14 protein-coding genes are annotated in these 18,035 nt (G+C 52.8%); 10 read left to right on the top strand and 4 right to left on the bottom strand.

All coding sequences use genetic code 11. The features are described from left to right. The first annotated feature begins 118 nt into the window (after window positions 1-118). Entirely contained in the window at window positions 119-2,671 is a 2,553-nt protein-coding gene (gene mrcA, locus OGX67_RS03805; RefSeq protein ID WP_048218777.1) for a peptidoglycan glycosyltransferase/peptidoglycan DD-transpeptidase MrcA, read from the top strand. Window positions 2,672-2,726: 55 nt separating this feature from the next. Here the strand turns inward: mrcA and nudE are convergent, their stop codons facing one another. Further along, the gene (gene nudE, locus OGX67_RS03800) at window positions 2,727-3,287 is read right to left on the bottom strand and encodes an ADP compounds hydrolase NudE (protein ID WP_003023537.1); all 561 of its coding nucleotides are present in this window, start codon (window positions 3,285-3,287) and stop codon (window positions 2,727-2,729) included. Between the two features lie 322 nt (window positions 3,288-3,609). Here nudE and igaA point away from each other — a divergent pair, with 322 nt between their 5' ends. The 4 genes from igaA (at window position 3,610) to hslO (ending at window position 7,791) form a co-directional block, all read left to right on the top strand. Continuing rightward, the gene (gene igaA / locus OGX67_RS03795; RefSeq protein WP_003023535.1) at window positions 3,610-5,745 is read left to right on the top strand and encodes an intracellular growth attenuator protein IgaA; all 2,136 of its coding nucleotides are present in this window, start codon (window positions 3,610-3,612) and stop codon (window positions 5,743-5,745) included. Window positions 5,746-5,807: 62 nt separating this feature from the next. Continuing rightward, window positions 5,808-6,476 (top strand): GMP/IMP nucleotidase, encoded by a 669-nt coding sequence (gene yrfG, locus OGX67_RS03790; RefSeq protein WP_003023533.1) that lies wholly within the window; start codon window positions 5,808-5,810, stop codon window positions 6,474-6,476. A gap of 10 nt (window positions 6,477-6,486) precedes the next feature. Continuing rightward, on the top strand, window positions 6,487-6,888 hold the full coding sequence (gene hslR / locus OGX67_RS03785) for a ribosome-associated heat shock protein Hsp15 (protein WP_003837900.1): 402 nt from the start codon (window positions 6,487-6,489) through the stop codon (window positions 6,886-6,888). A 24-nt stretch (window positions 6,889-6,912) separates the two neighbouring features. Then, entirely contained in the window at window positions 6,913-7,791 is an 879-nt protein-coding gene (hslO, locus tag OGX67_RS03780; RefSeq protein WP_071697088.1) for an Hsp33 family molecular chaperone HslO, read from the top strand. A 108-nt stretch (window positions 7,792-7,899) separates the two neighbouring features. Here the strand turns inward: hslO and OGX67_RS03775 are convergent, their stop codons facing one another. Beyond that, on the bottom strand, window positions 7,900-9,618 hold the full coding sequence (locus OGX67_RS03775; protein ID WP_257651312.1) for a DUF4153 domain-containing protein: 1,719 nt from the start codon (window positions 9,616-9,618) through the stop codon (window positions 7,900-7,902). Between the two features lie 378 nt (window positions 9,619-9,996). On the opposite strand from OGX67_RS03775, the gene pckA reads away from it, so the two are divergent. The 3 genes from pckA (at window position 9,997) to nadS (ending at window position 12,408) form a co-directional block, all read left to right on the top strand. Beyond that, window positions 9,997-11,619, top strand: a complete 1,623-nt coding sequence (gene pckA, locus OGX67_RS03770) for a phosphoenolpyruvate carboxykinase (ATP) (protein ID WP_257651313.1) — start codon at window positions 9,997-9,999, stop codon at window positions 11,617-11,619. Between the two features lie 122 nt (window positions 11,620-11,741). Next, window positions 11,742-12,059 (top strand): type II toxin-antitoxin system RelE/ParE family toxin, encoded by a 318-nt coding sequence (locus tag OGX67_RS03765; protein WP_003847996.1) that lies wholly within the window; start codon window positions 11,742-11,744, stop codon window positions 12,057-12,059. 52 nt (window positions 12,060-12,111) lie between these two features. Further along, window positions 12,112-12,408: a NadS family protein gene (gene nadS / locus OGX67_RS03760; RefSeq protein WP_003837894.1), complete on the top strand. Its 297-nt coding sequence runs from the start codon at window positions 12,112-12,114 to the stop codon at window positions 12,406-12,408. A 56-nt stretch (window positions 12,409-12,464) separates the two neighbouring features. Here nadS and envZ read toward each other — a convergent pair whose 3' ends face one another. Next, on the bottom strand, window positions 12,465-13,817 hold the full coding sequence (gene envZ, locus OGX67_RS03755; protein WP_003837891.1) for a two-component system sensor histidine kinase EnvZ: 1,353 nt from the start codon (window positions 13,815-13,817) through the stop codon (window positions 12,465-12,467). Then, complete coding sequence (gene ompR / locus OGX67_RS03750; protein ID WP_001157751.1) at window positions 13,814-14,533, bottom strand: osmolarity response regulator transcription factor OmpR; 720 nt, start codon at window positions 14,531-14,533, stop codon at window positions 13,814-13,816. The genes envZ and ompR overlap by 4 nt, the downstream gene beginning before the upstream one ends. A gap of 225 nt (window positions 14,534-14,758) precedes the next feature. Here ompR and greB point away from each other — a divergent pair, with 225 nt between their 5' ends. Both greB and OGX67_RS03740 read left to right on the top strand, forming a co-directional pair. Next, window positions 14,759-15,232, top strand: a complete 474-nt coding sequence (greB, locus tag OGX67_RS03745; protein WP_003023524.1) for a transcription elongation factor GreB — start codon at window positions 14,759-14,761, stop codon at window positions 15,230-15,232. Window positions 15,233-15,330: 98 nt separating this feature from the next. Beyond that, the gene (locus OGX67_RS03740; RefSeq protein ID WP_016151100.1) at window positions 15,331-17,664 is read left to right on the top strand and encodes a Tex family protein; all 2,334 of its coding nucleotides are present in this window, start codon (window positions 15,331-15,333) and stop codon (window positions 17,662-17,664) included. The last annotated feature ends 371 nt before the right edge of the window (window positions 17,665-18,035 follow it).

The raw sequence follows: 18,035 nt of genomic DNA, 5'->3' as shown, positions 1-18,035 counted from the left end.
CTGATGATCTCCTTATCACCCGTCGCTTTAACGGGTATATCAATGCGTCTGGCTTGCCTTTATACTACCGCGCGTTTGTTTATAAACTGCCCAAATGCCACTAAATGGGAAATCTCCAGTGAAGTTCGTAAAGTATTTATTAATCCTTGCAGTATGTTGCATCCTGCTGGGAGCAGGCTCGATTTATGGCCTTTATCGCTATATCGAGCCGCAATTACCTGACGTCGCGACGCTCAAAGATGTGCGTTTACAGATCCCGATGCAGGTTTACAGCGCTGACGGCGAGCTAATCGCGCAGTATGGCGAGAAACGTCGAATCCCGGTCACGCTGGATCAGATGCCGCCGGTAATGGTTAAAGCCTTTATCGCCACAGAAGACAGCCGCTTTTATGAGCACCACGGGGTAGACCCGGTGGGGATCTTCCGTGCGGCCAGCGTAGCATTGTTCTCTGGTCACGCGTCGCAAGGGGCGAGTACCATTACCCAGCAGTTGGCGAGAAACTTCTTCCTGAGCCCGGAACGTACGCTGATGCGTAAGATCAAAGAAGTGTTCCTGGCGATCCGCATTGAACAACTGCTGAGTAAAGATGAGATCCTCGAGCTGTATCTGAACAAGATTTACCTGGGGTATCGCGCCTATGGCGTGGGTGCTGCCGCGCAGGTCTATTTCGGTAAAACGGTGGATCAACTCAGCTTAAGTGAAATTGCGGTGATTGCCGGTCTGCCAAAAGCGCCGTCAACCTTCAACCCTCTCTATTCGATGGACCGGGCAACCGCGCGACGTAACGTTGTACTGTCGCGTATGTTGAGCGAAAACTACATCACGCAGGCCCAGTACGATCAGGCGCGCGGCGAGGCCATTGACGCCAACTACCACGCACCGGAAATCGCTTTCTCTGCACCATATCTGTCTGAAATGGTGCGCCAGGAGATGTATAACCGTTATGGTGAGAAAGCCTATGAAGACGGGTATCGCATCACCACCACCATTACACGCAAAGTACAGCAGGCAGCTCAGCAGGCAGTACGTAACAACGTGATGGATTACGACATGCGCCACGGCTACCGCGGCCCATCGAACATACTGTGGAAAGTGGGCGAAAGCAGTTGGGACAGCAAAAAAATCACCGATACGCTGAAAGCGCTGCCGACTTATGGCCCGCTGTTACCGGCGGTTGTTACCAGTGCCAATCCGCAGGAAGCCATTGCCGCGCTGGCGGATGGTACGTCAGTGTCATTACGCATGGATGGTATGCGCTGGGCGCGTCCTTACCGCTCGGATACTCAACAAGGCCCAACGCCGCGTAAAGTGACCGACGTGGTACAGGCCGGCCAGCAAATCTGGGTACGCCAGGTGGGCGATGCCTGGTGGCTGGCGCAAGTGCCGGACGTCAACTCCGCACTGGTCTCCATCAATCCGCAAAACGGCGCGGTGCTGGCACTGGTTGGTGGTTTTGACTTCAACCAGAGCAAGTTTAACCGCGCAACGCAGGCGTTACGCCAAGTGGGTTCTAACATCAAGCCATTCCTGTATACCGCCGCGATGGATAAAGGTCTGACGTTGGCTAGCATGCTCAACGACGTACCAATCTCCCGCTGGGATGCCGGTGCTGGTTCCGACTGGCAGCCGAAGAACTCCCCGCCGCAGTATGCCGGTCCTATCCGCTTACGTCAGGGGCTGGGTCAGTCGAAAAACGTGGTGATGGTACGCGCCATGCGCGCCATGGGCGTGGATTACGCGGCAGAGTATCTGCAACGTTTCGGTTTCCCGGCACAGAACATTGTGCATACCGAGTCACTGGCGCTGGGTTCGGCTTCGTTCACACCGTTGCAGGTGGCGCGCGGTTACGCAGTGATGTCTAACGGCGGCTTCCTGGTCGATCCGTATTTCATCAGTAAGATCGAAAGCGATATGGGCGGCGTTATCTTCGAAGCGAAGCCGAAAATTGCCTGCCCGGAATGCGATATTCCGGTGATTTACGGCGATACCCAGAAATCTAACGTGCTGGAAAACAGTAACGTAGAAGATGTCGCTGTCTCGCAGGAACAGCAGAATGCTGCCGTGCCTATGCCACAGCTTGAGCAGGCTAACCAGGCACTGGTCGCGCAAAGCGGCACACAGGAATACGCTCCGCACGTGATCAACACACCGCTGGCCTTCCTGATTAAAAGCGCGCTGAACACCAATATATTTGGTGAACCAGGCTGGATGGGAACCGGTTGGCGCGCAGGTCGCGATTTACAGCGTCATGATATCGGCGGGAAAACCGGAACCACCAACAGCTCTAAAGATGCGTGGTTCTCCGGTTACGGACCAGGCGTGGTGACGTCAGTATGGATCGGCTTTGATGATCATCGCCGCAACCTTGGTCATACGACAGCTTCCGGCGCGATCAAAGACCAAATCTCCGGCTACGAAGGCGGTGCGAAGAGTGCGCAGCCAGCATGGGATGCCTACATGAAGTCCGTGCTGGAAGGCGTGCCTGAACAGCCGTTGACGCCGCCACCGGGTATCGTAACGGTCAATATCGATCGCAGCACAGGACAACTGGCAAGCGGTGGCAATAGCCGCGCAGAGTACTTCATTGAAGGCACTCAGCCGACGCAACAGGCGGTGCATGAAGTGGGGACGACCATTATCGATAATGGCGAGACGCACGAACTGTTCTGATCAAAAAAGGCGCTTAGGCGCCTTTTTTGTTGTTCGTGTATTAGCTGCAGAGAAATTAAAGCCGCCCCTGCCCTTTCAGCCATTCGCGTACGAGGAACAAGGCACTGACATTACGCGCTTCGTGAAAATCAGGATCTTCCAGCAGGTCCATCAAATGCGCCAGCGGCCAGCGCACCTGCGGCAATGGCTCAGGTTCATCACCCTCCAGCGATTCAGGATATAAATCTTCTGCCACCACGATGTTCATCTTGCTGGAGAAATAAGATGGTGCCATGCTGAGTTTCTTTAAAAACGTCAGATCTTTTGCGCCAAACCCCACCTCTTCTTTCAGCTCCCGATTCGCCGCCTCAAAAATGCTTTCGCCAGGATCGATTAATCCCTTGGAAAAGCCCAGTTCGTAAGATTCGGTCCCGACTGCGTACTCGCGGATGAGGATCATGTGGTCGTCAACAATCGGCACAATCATTACCGCTTCACGCGTGGATGGACGCATACGTTCATAAACGCGGCGTACGCCATTGCTGAACTCAAGGTCCACGCTTTCGACTTTAAACAGCCGGGATTGGGCGACGGTTTCCACTTTCAAAATCGTGGGTTTCTGTAATGATTTGCTCATTGTGAGGATCTTTGCTGTGAAATCTGGGGTTATTGTGCGATATACCGCACGGTTTCGGCAATGTGAATTGCCGTTTATTTACATTTATGTAACGTACTAAAAGTTAATCCCTATTTCAAATTAAAAGTCAATAGGTTGAAATAACTCCAGGAATTTGCTGATATTCCATTTTTAGTGATTTTGCTATGATTCGCTTTTACTGGGCTGTACTTAAAGATGCTCAAGTTCGACTCCACACTTGCCGATAGCCAACCACAGAATCACGAATATTGAACAGGGTGCGACTGACCACGCCTGACAGACTAAGTAAGATGGGGAAAGCATGAGCACCATTCTGATTTTTTTAGCTGCTTTGCTGGCCTGCTCATTGCTTGCAGGATGGCTACTCAAATCAAAATCCAGGCAGAAAAATTTACCCTTGAGCAGCGTTTTCTCAGACGCCTCGAAACGTAAACTCGCGCCTGAAGAACGCACTGCCGTCGAAAACTATCTCGAAAGCCTTAGTCAAATTCAGCAAGTACCAGGTCCAACTGGAGCCAGTTCTGCGCCAGTCTCATTAACGTTGAATGCCCAAAGTAATAGCGTCATCGTGCTTACTCGTTCGATTACACGTTACGGCATCACTACCGACGATCCTAACAAATGGCGCTACTATCTTGATTCCGTTGAGGTACACCTTCCCCCTTTCTGGGAACAATACATCAATGACGAAAATAGCGTTGAGATAATCCATACCAATACAATACCGCTGGTTATCTCGTTGAACGGCCATACGCTGCAGGAATATATGCAGGAAGCGCGTGGCTATGCGTTGCAGCACACCGCTTCTACCCAGGCATCCATTCGTGGTGAAGAAAGTGAGCAGATTGAACTGCTGAATATTCGCCAGGAAACCCATGAAGAATATGCGCTCAGCCGCCCTTCGGGATTGCGCGAGGCGTTGCTGATAACCGCATCATTCCTGCTGTTCTTTTTCTGTTTGGTTATCCCGAATACGTTTGTTCCATGGGCAGTCGGTGGCGCGGTGTTGCTGTTAGCTGCGGGCCTGTGGGGATTATTCGCCCCGCCGTCCAAAACCGCCCTGCGGGAAATTCATTGTTTGCGCGGTACGCCGCGTCGCTGGGGGTTGTTTGGCGAAAACGACCAGGAGCAAATTAATAATATCTCGCTGGGTATTATCGATCTGATCTACCCACCTCACTGGCAACCTTACATCGCCCAAGACCTTGGCCAGCAAACGGATATCGATATTTATCTCGATCGCCACGTTGTCCGCCAGGGGCGTTTTTTATCTCTGCACGATGAAGTCAAAAATTTCCCGTTGCAACATTGGCTGCGCAACGCCGTCATCGCGGGCGGCTCGTTGCTGGTACTGCTGATGCTGCTGTTTTGGATCCCGCTGGATATGCCGATAAAGGTCACGCTTTCCTGGATGAAGGGCGCGCAAACTATCGAAGCCACCAGCGTTAAACAGCTCGAAAACGCGGGCGTTCGCGTGGGTGACACACTGCACCTGAGCGGTACGGGTATGTGTAATATTCATACCCAAGGGAGCTGGAATGCGCAGCCCACCACGCCGTTTATGCCTTTCGATTGCTCGCAAATTATCTGGAATGACGCACGCGCATTACCGCTGCCCGAATCCGATCTGGTGAATAAGGCCACTGCGCTCACGCAGGCCGTGAACCGCCAGCTGCATCCCAAACCTGACGATGACTCTCGCGTCAGCGCATCGCTACGCTCGGCAATCCAAAAGTCCGGCATGGTGTTACTGGACGATTTTGGTGAGATTGTCCTGAAAACGGCCGATCTGTGTGCAGCCAAAGATGAATGTGTACGCTTAAAGAATGCGCTGGTTAACCTCGGTAACAGCAAAGACTGGGCCGCGCTGGTAAAGCGAGCGAACGCAGGCAAACTGGATGGGGTGAACGTGCTGCTGCGTCCGGTAAGCGCTGAGTCGTTAGATAATCTGGTGAATACCTCTACGGCACCATTTATTTCACGCGAGACTGCGCGAGCGGCCCAGGCGCTGAATAGCCCTGCTCCCGGCGGTTTCCTGATTATCAGCGATGAAGGCAGCGATCTGGTCGATCAGCCGTGGCCGACGACCTCGCTATATGACTATCCTCCCCAGGAACAGTGGAACGCCTTCCAGCGCCTGGCGCAGATGCTGATGCAGACACCATTTCGCGCAGAGGGGATCGTCACCAATATTTCGACTGACGCCAATGGCACCCAGCACATTGGCCTGCACCGTATCCCGGATCGTTCAGGGTTATGGCGCTACCTTGGCACGACGCTGCTGATGTTCTCCATGCTCGGATGCGCTGTCTACAACAGCGTACAGGCATTCAGACGCTACCAGCGTCACCGCACCCGCATCGCGGAAATTCAGAGCTACTACGAAAGTTGCCTGAATCCAACGCTGATTGACGACCCGGAAAGCCTGATTCGATAACACGCTCGCACGACAGGATATGCTACTCTGTCGCGCATCATGTTTTCTTGTGGGGAGTTTCCATGCATATCAATATTGCCTGGCAGGATGTCGACACCGTGTTGTTAGATATGGACGGCACGCTGCTCGACCTGGCATTCGATAACTATTTCTGGCAAAAACTGGTGCCGGAAACCTATGGCGCGAAGCAGGGTATCTCTCCTCAGGAAGCCCAGGACTATATTCGTCAGCAGTATCATGCCGTGCAGCATACGCTAAACTGGTACTGCCTGGATTACTGGAGCGAGTGCCTGGATCTGGATATTTGCGCCATGACAACGGAACAGGGACCGCGCGCCGTTTTGCGTGAAGATACCGTACCGTTTCTTGATGCCTTAAAAGCCAGCGGCAAGCGCCGTATTTTGCTCACCAACGCGCATCCGCATAATCTGGCGGTGAAGCTGGAGCATACCGGTCTGGCCTCACACCTTGATTTATTACTTTCCACCCACACATTTGGTTATCCCAAAGAGGATCAGCGGTTATGGCACGCTGTGGCTGAAGAAACGGGAATGAGTGCAGAGAAGACGCTGTTTATTGACGACAGCGAACCCATTCTCGACGCCGCTGCTCTGTACGGTATTCGTTACTGCCTCGGCGTGACCAATCCCGACTCCGGCATCGCCGAAAAGCAGTACGCACGCCATCCGTCACTGAATGACTACCGCCGACTGATCCCCTCACTGATGTGAAGGAGACGCCATGAAAGAAAAGCCCTCTGCTGAAGTCAGGCTGGATAAATGGCTGTGGGCTGCACGCTTTTACAAAACGCGTGCGCTAGCCCGCGAAATGGTTGAAGGCGGTAAGGTGCACTACAACGGCCAGCGCAGTAAGCCGAGCAAGATTGTCGAGCTGAACGCCACCCTCACCCTTCGCCAGGGAAATGACGAGCGAACGGTCATTATCAAGGCCATTACCGAGCAGCGTCGCCCGGCAACGGAAGCCGTTACGCTGTATGAAGAAACCGCGGAAAGCGTGGAAAAACGCGAAAAAATGGCGCTGGCGCGTAAACTTAACGCGTTAACCATGCCGCACCCGGACAGACGACCGGACAAGAAAGAGCGCCGCGACCTGTTACGATTTAAACATGGCGACAGCGAGTGACTGTCACCTGCAAGAGAGATGATTATGCCGCAACATGACCAATTACATCGTTATCTGTTTGAAAACTTTGCCGTGCGCGGCGAGCTGGTGACCGTTTCGGAAACCCTGCAACAGATCCTCGAAAATCATACTTACCCGCAGCCGGTCAAAAACGTACTGGCTGAGCTGCTGGTTGCCACCAGCCTGCTCACCGCTACGCTGAAGTTTGCCGGTGATATCACTGTGCAGTTGCAGGGTGATGGTCCGCTGAGCCTGGCCGTCATCAACGGCAACAACAATCAGCAGATGCGCGGCGTGGCCCGCATGCAGGGTGATATTCCTGAAGATGCCGATTTGAAAACCCTGGTGGGCAACGGCTACCTGGTGATCACCATTACCCCGGAAGAAGGCGAGCGTTATCAGGGCGTGGTCGGTCTGGAAGGTGATACGCTGGCAGCCTGTCTGGAAGACTACTTCATGCGTTCCGAACAGCTGCCGACACGCCTGTTCATCCGCACTGGCGACGTTGATGGCAAACCCGCTGCTGGCGGAATGCTGCTGCAAGTGATGCCGGCGCAAAACGCACAGGCAGATGATTTCGATCACCTGGCCGCCCTGACCGAAACCATCAAGGCCGAAGAGCTGCTGACGCTGCCGGCCAACGAAGTGCTGTGGCGCTTATACCACGAAGAAGAGGTTACTCTCTATGATCCGCAGGACGTTGAGTTCAAATGCACCTGTTCACGCGAACGCTGCGCAGGCGCACTGAAAACGTTGCCGGACGAAGAAGTTGACAGCATTCTGGCGGAAGAAGGCGAGATCGATATGCACTGCGATTACTGCGGTAGCCACTATCTGTTTAACGCCATGGATATTGCAGAGATCCGCAGCAACGCCTCCCCTGCCGATCCACAGGTGCATTAATTACCGTCTTGCCTGAAGGCGCGGCGCTTATCAGGCCTACGGAAAACTGTCGTAGGCCGGATAAGGCGTTCGCGCCGCTATCCGGCATAAACGCTGCCGGCAACACACTCACTCGGTGTAATAAGTCATCGGCAGTCTTTTGCCATCAATAGTGATATCCCGCCAGATTCTGGGGGCTGAACCCAGTTGCTGATTCGCCACCGCCTGCAGCAATTTATCCTTATTGAATCCTTCAGGTAGCCTGGCAACAGCTAACAAATCCCATTTGTTTTTCTGCATGCCGAAGACCAGACTCTCCCCATCGCCAAAAGCATATAGCACCTGCTCAGGATGACCATCCGCATTGAGGTCCTGACTCACCAATACGCACGCATTCTGCTCAGCACAAGAGGTGATGCGATACCCCTGTGCTTTGACAAACGTCCAGAACGCATCGTCTGGCTTCTCGCTCCCCGGAGCAATCACCACCTTCGATACTAACTGTGTTGCGGTTAGCTCTTTAACCGGATCCCGGCTCCCTTGCAGCAGAGAATTCAAGTCGCGTCTGCGCTTACTGTCTTGATTAAACGCCACATCTTTTTGTAATGCTTCCAACGCTGCGCGCCCCGGTTTTCCGCTGTGATCCAACATATACAGGCTGACCTGATCCGGTTTAATTTTCCCGCTGTGATACAGCCCCATATGGCTGTTAACGCTGATACGCCAGGCGTCAATAACCGGCGACGACAGCAGAACCAACAGCCCCAACGCCAGCAACGAAACGCCAAGAATGACCGGCCCCTGAAGCTCAAGCGGATTGCGCCCGCGGCGTAAAATGCTGGCCAGATAGCCAAACGACCATACCAGCAGTACCACGACCACCAGCACGCCATACAAACGCTCAGGCGTCCAACCGTACTGCTGTATTCGCACCCACAGTGACCAACCAGCAATCAGCATATAGATGGGCGCGACAATCAGAGAGCATTTGATCAGGTAGCGTAACGCGCCAGGATAGGGTAACGCCTCTTTTTGCGGTTCACGCACGATAGCCATCAACAGCAACAGGAGCAGCGTCAGCGTTGACATCAACCCGGCCGCAGACACGCGTTGCGAAATAGCCTCCAGTCCAGTGAAGGGCAAGGTCAGTATGAACATCAGCGCCAACAGCGCGACCAGAGGTAACAGACCGGTGGCAATAAACGTCAGTAATTTTTGTACCGCCGTGACCAGACGCGACTGTGTACGAGCCAGTACCACTGCCAGTGCGGTAATCAGACCAAAGGCCACATAGCCAAACCAGTCGGTATCAAAGAAGAGCGTGCTGAAGAAGGGAATACCGACCAGCTTAAACATCTCGCTCCATAGCAGGAGCACCAGCCAGAACAGACCGTTGGCGACAAAGACAATCAGCAACGTCAACGCATTAAGCCACAATTGCCGATAAAAATGCGGGTAACGCGCCTGCTCACGAGAGACATGAAGCGAGTACTGAATCCAGGGCAAGGCAAGCATCGCCATCAGCAGTAAGCGCCAACCGTAGAACATAAAAACTTCATGTTGCCGCCACTTATCACTGTCCTCGACTTGCCACTTTAGCCAGGCGCTCATCGCCAGCACCACAACAAAGATCAGCGCCATCCAGTACCACAGCGCGCGTTGTTTGAAAGAAACGACAGTAAGCAAAAGTGCCGAGGTGATCGCAATCGTCGCAGGCATGCCATAGAACAGCCAGCCGTCGTTATGGGGCACCAGATATGTCATCAGCAGGTAGCATAATGCCCCCTGCAGCAGGCCGATAAATATCATGCCCAAACGCGTTGTACGTGAAATTTCAGCACTATCCATGTCAGTTTCCAGAATGAAGGGAAAAGCTAATTATCGCATCAACTTCACAATTTTGAGCATTGGTAGGCTGATTTCAGACTAACGCGACGGGAAGTGAATCGATATTGTATATGTATGAGTTACGTTATTTTCTTACGTGAATGCGATTACACTCACAAGATTCCCGCCAAAAACACTCTTCATTAACGTTTTAAGAACATTTTCCACAACAAAAAAGGGTTTCCTGCCATAATATCCGCCTCTTTGTGACAGGAGTCGCAGCGTATTCGGTAACCCGTGATTTTCCCGGATGCGTAAATCTATGAGCCTTGTCGCGGTTAGCAATCCCTAAAAAACCTTACTATTCCAGGTAATACATATTGGCTAAGGAGCAGTGAAATGCGTGTGAACAACAGTTTAACCCCGCAAGATCTCAAGGCTTATGGTATCAATGACGTTCAGGATATCGTTTACAATCCAGACTACGACACGCTTTTCCAGGAAGAACTTGATCCAAACCTGGAAGGTTATGAACGTGGCGTGTTAACGAATCTGGGCGCCGTTGCCGTTGATACCGGTATCTTTACCGGACGTTCGCCAAAGGATAAGTACATTGTCCGTGACGACACCACGCGCGACACGCTCTGGTGGTCCGACAAAGGTAAAGGTAAGAACGACAACAAACCGCTCTCCCCGGAAACCTGGCAGCATCTGAAAGGATTAGTTATCCAGCAACTTTCCGGCAAGCGCCTGTTTATCATTGATGCATTCTGCGGCGCTAACGCCGATACCCGTCTTTCCGTGCGCTTCATTACCGAAGTTGCCTGGCAGGCGCATTTCGTCAAAAACATGTTCATCCGCCCAAGCGACGAAGAGCTGGTTGATTTCAAACCGGATTTCATCGTGATGAACGGCGCTAAGTGCACCAACCCACAATGGAAAGAGCAGGGTCTGAACTCTGAAAACTTCGTGGCTTTCAACCTGACTGAGCGTATCCAGCTGATTGGCGGCACCTGGTACGGCGGCGAAATGAAGAAAGGTATGTTCTCCGTGATGAACTACCTGCTGCCGCTGAAAGGCATTGCCTCCATGCACTGCTCAGCAAACGTCGGGGAAAAAGGTGATGTGGCAGTCTTCTTTGGCCTGTCCGGTACCGGTAAAACAACGCTGTCCACCGATCCGAAACGTCGCCTGATTGGCGATGACGAACACGGCTGGGATGACGACGGCGTATTTAACTTCGAAGGCGGTTGCTACGCGAAGACCATCAAACTGTCTAAAGATGCCGAGCCAGAAATCTACAACGCAATTCGTCGTGACGCGCTGCTGGAAAACGTCACCGTGCGCGAAGATGGTTCCATCGACTTCGACGACGGTTCCAAAACTGAAAACACCCGCGTTTCCTACCCGATTTATCACATCGATAATATCGTTAAGCCAGTGTCAAAAGCGGGTCATGCAACGAAGGTTATCTTCCTGACCGCCGACGCCTTTGGCGTGCTGCCGCCGGTTTCTCGCCTGACAGCAGACCAAACTCAGTACCATTTCCTGTCTGGCTTCACCGCCAAACTGGCCGGTACCGAACGCGGCGTTACCGAACCGACCCCAACCTTCTCTGCCTGCTTCGGCGCAGCATTCCTGTCTCTGCACCCAACGCAGTATGCAGAAGTGCTGGTGAAACGTATGCAGGCGGCAGGTGCGCAGGCGTATCTGGTTAACACCGGCTGGAACGGTACTGGCAAACGTATCTCTATCAAAGATACCCGTGCGATTATTGACGCCATCCTGAACGGTTCGCTGGATGACGCAGAAACGTTCCGTCTGCCGATGTTTGACCTGGCTATCCCGACCGAGTTGCCGGGCGTGGATACGCGCATTCTCGATCCGCGTAATACCTACGCGTCTCCAGAGCAGTGGCAGGAAAAAGCCAATGCACTGGCGAAACTGTTTATCGAGAACTTCGAGAAATACACCGACACCCCTGCGGGTGAAGCGCTGGTTAGCGCCGGACCGAAGCTGTAATTTTTGATTCGTTATATAGCCCCTTATCCGAGAGGGTAAGGGGTTTTTTATTGTGTTTATCTTTTAAAATGTACTCCGTACACCTATAATCTGTACTATCAACCCCATGCGCAGGACGCGCTATGTTCACATTTATTGAGCTACAAGGATTTAGTAAACGCCGTCCGTTACTTTTGCCTGACGATGAGTTTCGCGCTTTTCAAGAGGCGCTTATAGAGAACCCTGAGGCTGGAGATACTATCGCTGGTACAGGTGGATTCAGAAAAATTCGCTGGAGTCGCTCTGGTATGGGCAAACGCAGCGGTATTAGGGTTATCTATTACAACGTGACGCGCAAAGGTCGAATCTATCTCGCTTTGCTCTATCCTAAAAATGAACAGGATGATTTAACCGAAGAGCAAAAAAGAGTTTTAATGCACTTATCCAATATGCTGATTTAATCATGGGAATTTTAATCATCAGGACACCGCTATCCGGTGTGGTGAGGCCAAAATGAAAGACGAATTATTTGCCGATTTGCTGGCCAGTGCAGAAGAAATGGTGCGTATAGAGAAAGGTGAAGAAACACCTAAGCCTGAACATGTACATACCTTTAGCGAAATTGATGTTAAAGCCATCCGCGAAGCAACAGGGTTACGCCAACAGGATTTTGCCATAGCTGTTGGCGTGAGTTATGACCTGGTTAAAAGCTGGGAAACGAAACGACGCCAGCCGACTGGTGCACCAAGAAAACTGCTTTTATTAATTCAAAAAAATCCATTTATAATTAATCAATTAAAAGCAATTTAAGCCAGAAGTTTTACTCTGTATCCCGTAAACAAAGGGAGGCATTTCGCCTCCCTTTCTTATACGTCTTTCGTGATACCCTGCGCGCGAGTGAAAGGAACCGGAAGCCATGCACGAATCGACAACCCACCACGTTCACTGGTACCAATCTCCAGCATGCCGTTATGGTTATCGATAATACGTTGCACAATCGCCAGACCCAGCCCCGTGCCGCTGGTACTGCGCGCGCTGTCGCCGCGGACAAATGGCTGGAACAGGTGCTTACGCTGCTCCGGCTTGATGCCCGGACCATCATCTTCTACCTGGAACCAGGCGCGATGCGTCTCCGTACCGCTACTAACCTTAATCCAGCCGTTGCCGTAGCGGGCGGCGTTAACCACCATATTGGCAACCGCACGCTTGATCGACAGCGGGTGCATCTTCACCTGAATGGCGCCAGGCTGCAGCGCAGTTTCGATTTCACGTTCATAGCCGCTTTCTGCCGCAACCACTTCACCCAGCACCGAGTTCAGATCCGCCATCTCCATCGGCATCTCCTGACCGGTACGCAGGTAATCGATGAACTGCTCGATGATGGCGTTACACTCTTCGATGTCCTTATTGATGGACTCCGCAAGATAACCGTCCTCTTCGCCCATCATTTCCGTTGCCAGACGAATACGCGTCAGCGGAGTACGTAAATCGTGGCTCACGCCCGCCATTAACAGCGTACGGTCATCGGCCAACTGCTTCACACCTGCGGCCATATGGTTAAAGGCTCGGGTTACGGAGCGCACCTCTGAAGCGCCATACTCACGCAACGGCGGTGGAATGATACCTTTCCCCACCTGCAGCGCCGCATGTTCAAGATCCACCAACGGTCGGTTCTGGATACGGATAAACAGCCACGCGCCACCGATAGCCAGCAGCATAATCGCCAGCGTATAGCGGAACAGCGGTGAGAAATCGCCTTGATGAATTTCCGTAAGCGGCACACGTACCCAGATGTTGGGCGACAGCCAGGTTTTCAGCCACACAACCGGCGAGCTTTTGTTTACCTCAACGCGGACTTCCGTTGGGCCACCCAACTGCTGCGCCATCTGATGGCTTAAGAATTCATAGTGTTGCGCCCAACGCAGTCCGGCTTCTTCAGCGGCCTCGTTGGAATAGAGGGAAATACCCAGCTCACGATAAATTTCCCGACGGAATGCGGGCGGCACCACCAGTTGCGTACCGTCCTCCAGCTGTAGTTTATCGGTCATCAGCATACGAACTTCGTAGGCCAGGACCTTATTAAACTGCTGGAGGCTCGGCAGAATCGCGAAGTTCAGCACTACCAGGTAAGTCGTCACCAGGCTGGCAAACAGCAAGGTGACGATGAGCAATAACGTGCGGGCAAACGAACTTCGTGGCGAGAAGCGCATTCGCCTCATGCTTTAGAACCGTCCGGAACAAAGACGTAGCCCAGACCCCATACAGTCTGAATGTAGCGTGGATGCGCCGGGTCTTCTTCCACCATGCGACGCAGACGGGAAATCTGGACGTCGATAGAACGTTCCATCGCAGAATATTCACGACCACGGGCCAGGTTCATCAACTTGTCGCGGGACAGCGGCTCACGCGGATGGCTAACCAGTGCTTTCAGCACCGCAAACTCACCGCTGGTGAGCGGCATAGGCTCATCTTCACGGAACATTTCACGCGTACCGAGGTTCAGTTTGAACTTACCAAACGCAATGACCGCTTCTTCCTGAGAAGGCGCGCCCGGCAATTCATTCGCCTGACGGCGCAGGACTGCGCGAATACGTGCCAGTAGCTCACGCGGGTTAAACGGTTTCGGAATGTAATCGTCAGCGCCGATTTCCAGTCCTACAATACGGTCCACTTCTTCGCCCTTCGCCGTGACCATAATGATCGGCATCGGGTTGCTTTGGCTGCGCAGGCGACGGCAAATAGACAGGCCATCTTCTCCCGGCAACATTAAATCCAGCACCATCAGGTGGAAAGACTCACGGGTCAGCAGACGATCCATCTGCTCAGCGTTTGCGACGCTTCGAACCTGGAAGCCCTGCTCGGTCAGATAACGCTCCAGAAGCGCACGTAAGCGCATGTCGTCATCGACCACCAGAATCTTATAGTTCTCTTGCATTGTTATTACTCCCAAAGGTTCGCAACAATTAAGTGTATATTCTTAAGAAAGCTAACGTGAGTCACCAGCGAATTCTGGTATGAATTCCAGGCTAAATTGTTACAAAGCATATTAAACAGCAGCTTAAGTATACAATGTTTCTCGCAATACATTATTTATTCTGTTGATATGCTCACGTAATACTAATTGTGCGCATCATCACAGAGTCGAAGGTAAAACAATAAGATGAAAACGCCCCTGATAACCCGTGAAGGGTATGAAAAACTCAAACAAGAGCTGAATTATCTCTGGCGTGAAGAGCGCCCGGAAGTCACCAAAAAAGTAACCTGGGCCGCGAGTCTGGGTGACCGCAGCGAAAATGCCGACTACCAGTATAATAAAAAGCGCCTGCGTGAGATCGACCGTCGCGTCCGATATTTGACCAAGTGCATGGAGAATCTGAAAATCGTCGATTACTCCCCGCAGCAGGAGGGCAAAGTCTTCTTTGGCGCATGGGTTGAAATTGAAAATGACGATGGCGACATCCGCAAATTCCGTATTGTTGGCTACGATGAGATCTTCGGTCGTAAAGATTACATCTCTATCGACTCACCAATGGCGCGGGCGCTGCTGAAAAAAGAAGTCGGCGATCTCGCAGTAGTAAACACCCCTGGTGGCGAAGCCAGCTGGTACGTGAACGAGATTGAATACGTTAAGTGAGACCGGAACAATCCGAAGCCCCGGCAGATGGCTGGCATTTTTGTCAGTCAATCCGTATAACTATCCCCTGATTTTTTATCCTATAGACGAAGCTATCCATGATGAATGATTCTTTCTGCCGCATTATCGCAGGTGAAATTCAGGCTCGTGCTGAACAGGTAGAAGCTGCCGTTCGCCTGCTTGACGAAGGGAACACCGTGCCGTTTATCGCACGATATCGTAAGGAAATCACCGGCGGTCTGGACGATACGCAACTGCGTAATCTGGAAACCCGTCTGGGATATCTGCGTGAACTGGAAGACCGCCGTCAGGCAATCCTGAAATCTATCGGCGAGCAAGGCAAACTGACCGACGACCTGGCGAAAGCGATCAACGGCACGTTAAGTAAGACCGAACTCGAAGATCTCTATCTGCCGTACAAACCTAAGCGTCGTACCCGTGGGCAGATCGCCATTGAAGCAGGCCTTGAGCCGCTGGCAGACCTGCTGTGGAACGAGCCGTCTCACGACCCGGAAACAGAAGCCGCTAAATATCTCAACGCCGACAACGGCGTGGCGGATACCAAAGCGGCCCTCGACGGCGCACGTTACATCCTGATGGAACGCTTCGCTGAAGATGCCGCGCTGCTGGCGAAAGTGCGTGACTACCTGTGGAAGAACGCGCATTTGGTTTCCACCGTGGTAAGCGGTAAAGAAGAGGAAGGCGCGAAATTCCGCGACTACTTCGATCACCACGAACCGATCTCTACCGTGCCATCCCACCGTGCGCTGGCCATGTTCCGTGGCCGTAACGAAGGCGTGCTGCAGCTTTCGCTGAATGCCGATCCGCAATTCGATGAGCCGCCAAAAGAGAGCCACGGCGAACAGATTATCCAGAACCACCTGGGACTGCGCCTGAATAACGCACCTGCCGACAGCTGGCGCAAAGGCGTGGTCAGCTGGACATGGCGAATTAAGGTGCTGATGCACCTCGAAACCGAACTGATGGGCACCGTGCGCGAACGCGCGGAAGATGAAGCAATCAACGTCTTTGCCCGTAACCTGCATGACTTGCTGATGGCGGCTCCGGCCGGCCTGCGCGCCACTATGGGCCTCGATCCCGGCCTGCGTACCGGCGTGAAGGTGGCGGTTGTTGACGGTACAGGTAAGCTGGTCGCGACCGACACCATTTATCCACACACCGGTCAGGCCGCCAAAGCCGCCGTTGCCGTTGCGGCGCTGTGTGAAAAATACAACGTTGAGCTGGTGGCGATTGGTAACGGTACAGCGTCGCGCGAAACCGAGCGCTTCTTCCTCGACGTGCAGAAACAGTTCCCGAAAGTCACCGCGCAGAAAGTGATCGTCAGCGAAGCCGGGGCATCGGTTTACTCGGCTTCCGAGCTGGCGGCGCAGGAGTTCCCGGATCTCGACGTTTCATTGCGTGGCGCAGTGTCTATCGCCCGTCGTTTGCAGGATCCGCTGGCTGAGCTGGTGAAAATCGATCCGAAATCGATCGGTGTGGGCCAGTATCAGCACGACGTTAGTCAGACGCAGCTGGCGCGTAAGCTGGACGCGGTGGTGGAAGACTGTGTGAACGCCGTCGGCGTCGATCTCAATACCGCTTCCGTTCCGCTGTTGACCCGCGTGGCCGGTCTGACACGCATGATGGCGCAAAACATCGTCGCCTGGCGTGATGAGAACGGTCAGTTCCAGAACCGTCAGCAACTGCTGAAAGTCAGCCGTCTGGGGCCAAAAGCCTTTGAACAGTGCGCAGGCTTCCTGCGCATCAACCATGGCGATAACCCACTGGATGCCTCCACCGTTCACCCGGAGGCCTATCCGATTGTGGAACGCATTCTGGCCGCTACCGAGCAATCGCTGCGTGACCTGATGGGCAACAGCAACGAACTGCGCAATCTGAAAGCCGCCGATTTTACTGACGAACGCTTCGGGGTGCCGACCGTCACCGACATCATCAAAGAGCTGGAAAAACCGGGCCGCGATCCGCGTCCTGAATTTAAAACCGCGCAGTTTGCCGATGGTGTCGAAACCATGAACGATCTGCTGCCGGGAATGATCCTGGAAGGGGCGGTCACCAACGTCACCAATTTCGGCGCGTTTGTTGATATCGGCGTTCATCAGGATGGCCTGGTGCATATCTCTTCGCTGTCGAATAAATTCGTCGACGATCCACACACCGTGGTGAAAGCGGGCGACATTGTGAAGGTGAAAGTGCTGGAAGTGGACCTGCAACGTAAGCGTATCGCGCTGACCATGCGTCTGGACGAGCAGCCGGGTGAAACCAATGCGCGTCGCGGCGGCGGGAATAACGATCGCACTCAGGGCAATCGCCCGGCGCCAAAAGCGGCGAAACCGCGTGGTCGTGACGCCCAGCCTGCGGGCAACAGCGCGATGATGGATGCGCTGGCAGCGGCAATGGGTAAAAAGCGCTAAGTTTAAACCGTGTGCCGGATGACGGAATCAATACCTTATCCGGCATATTTAATATATGCCCCGCTTTTCACCACAATATATTTATCACTTTATTAACAGATGAAACCTTAATTAAACATTAAGATTCTCAATAATTACCTCCGCGAACCATTCTTTCCCTACAAGAATAAATATTGAGGAATATCAAAATTGGCTCAAATTATTATCCAATTGTACATTCCGTCACATTTATTCTATTGATGATAGAAACCATTCTCATTATCATTGTTTTGTTGATTATTTACTCTTTCCTTACGTTGGCTAATCATCTGGTCTCATGCCGCCCTGTCGCCCCATGAGGTAATCATCCAGTTAGCGAGATATAAGTAGGT

Source organism: Citrobacter sp. Cf118, assembly GCF_030334095.1.
In the GTDB taxonomy this organism is placed as follows: domain Bacteria; phylum Pseudomonadota; class Gammaproteobacteria; order Enterobacterales; family Enterobacteriaceae; genus Citrobacter; species Citrobacter freundii.
This window is presented reverse-complemented; position numbering and strand designations above follow the sequence as displayed.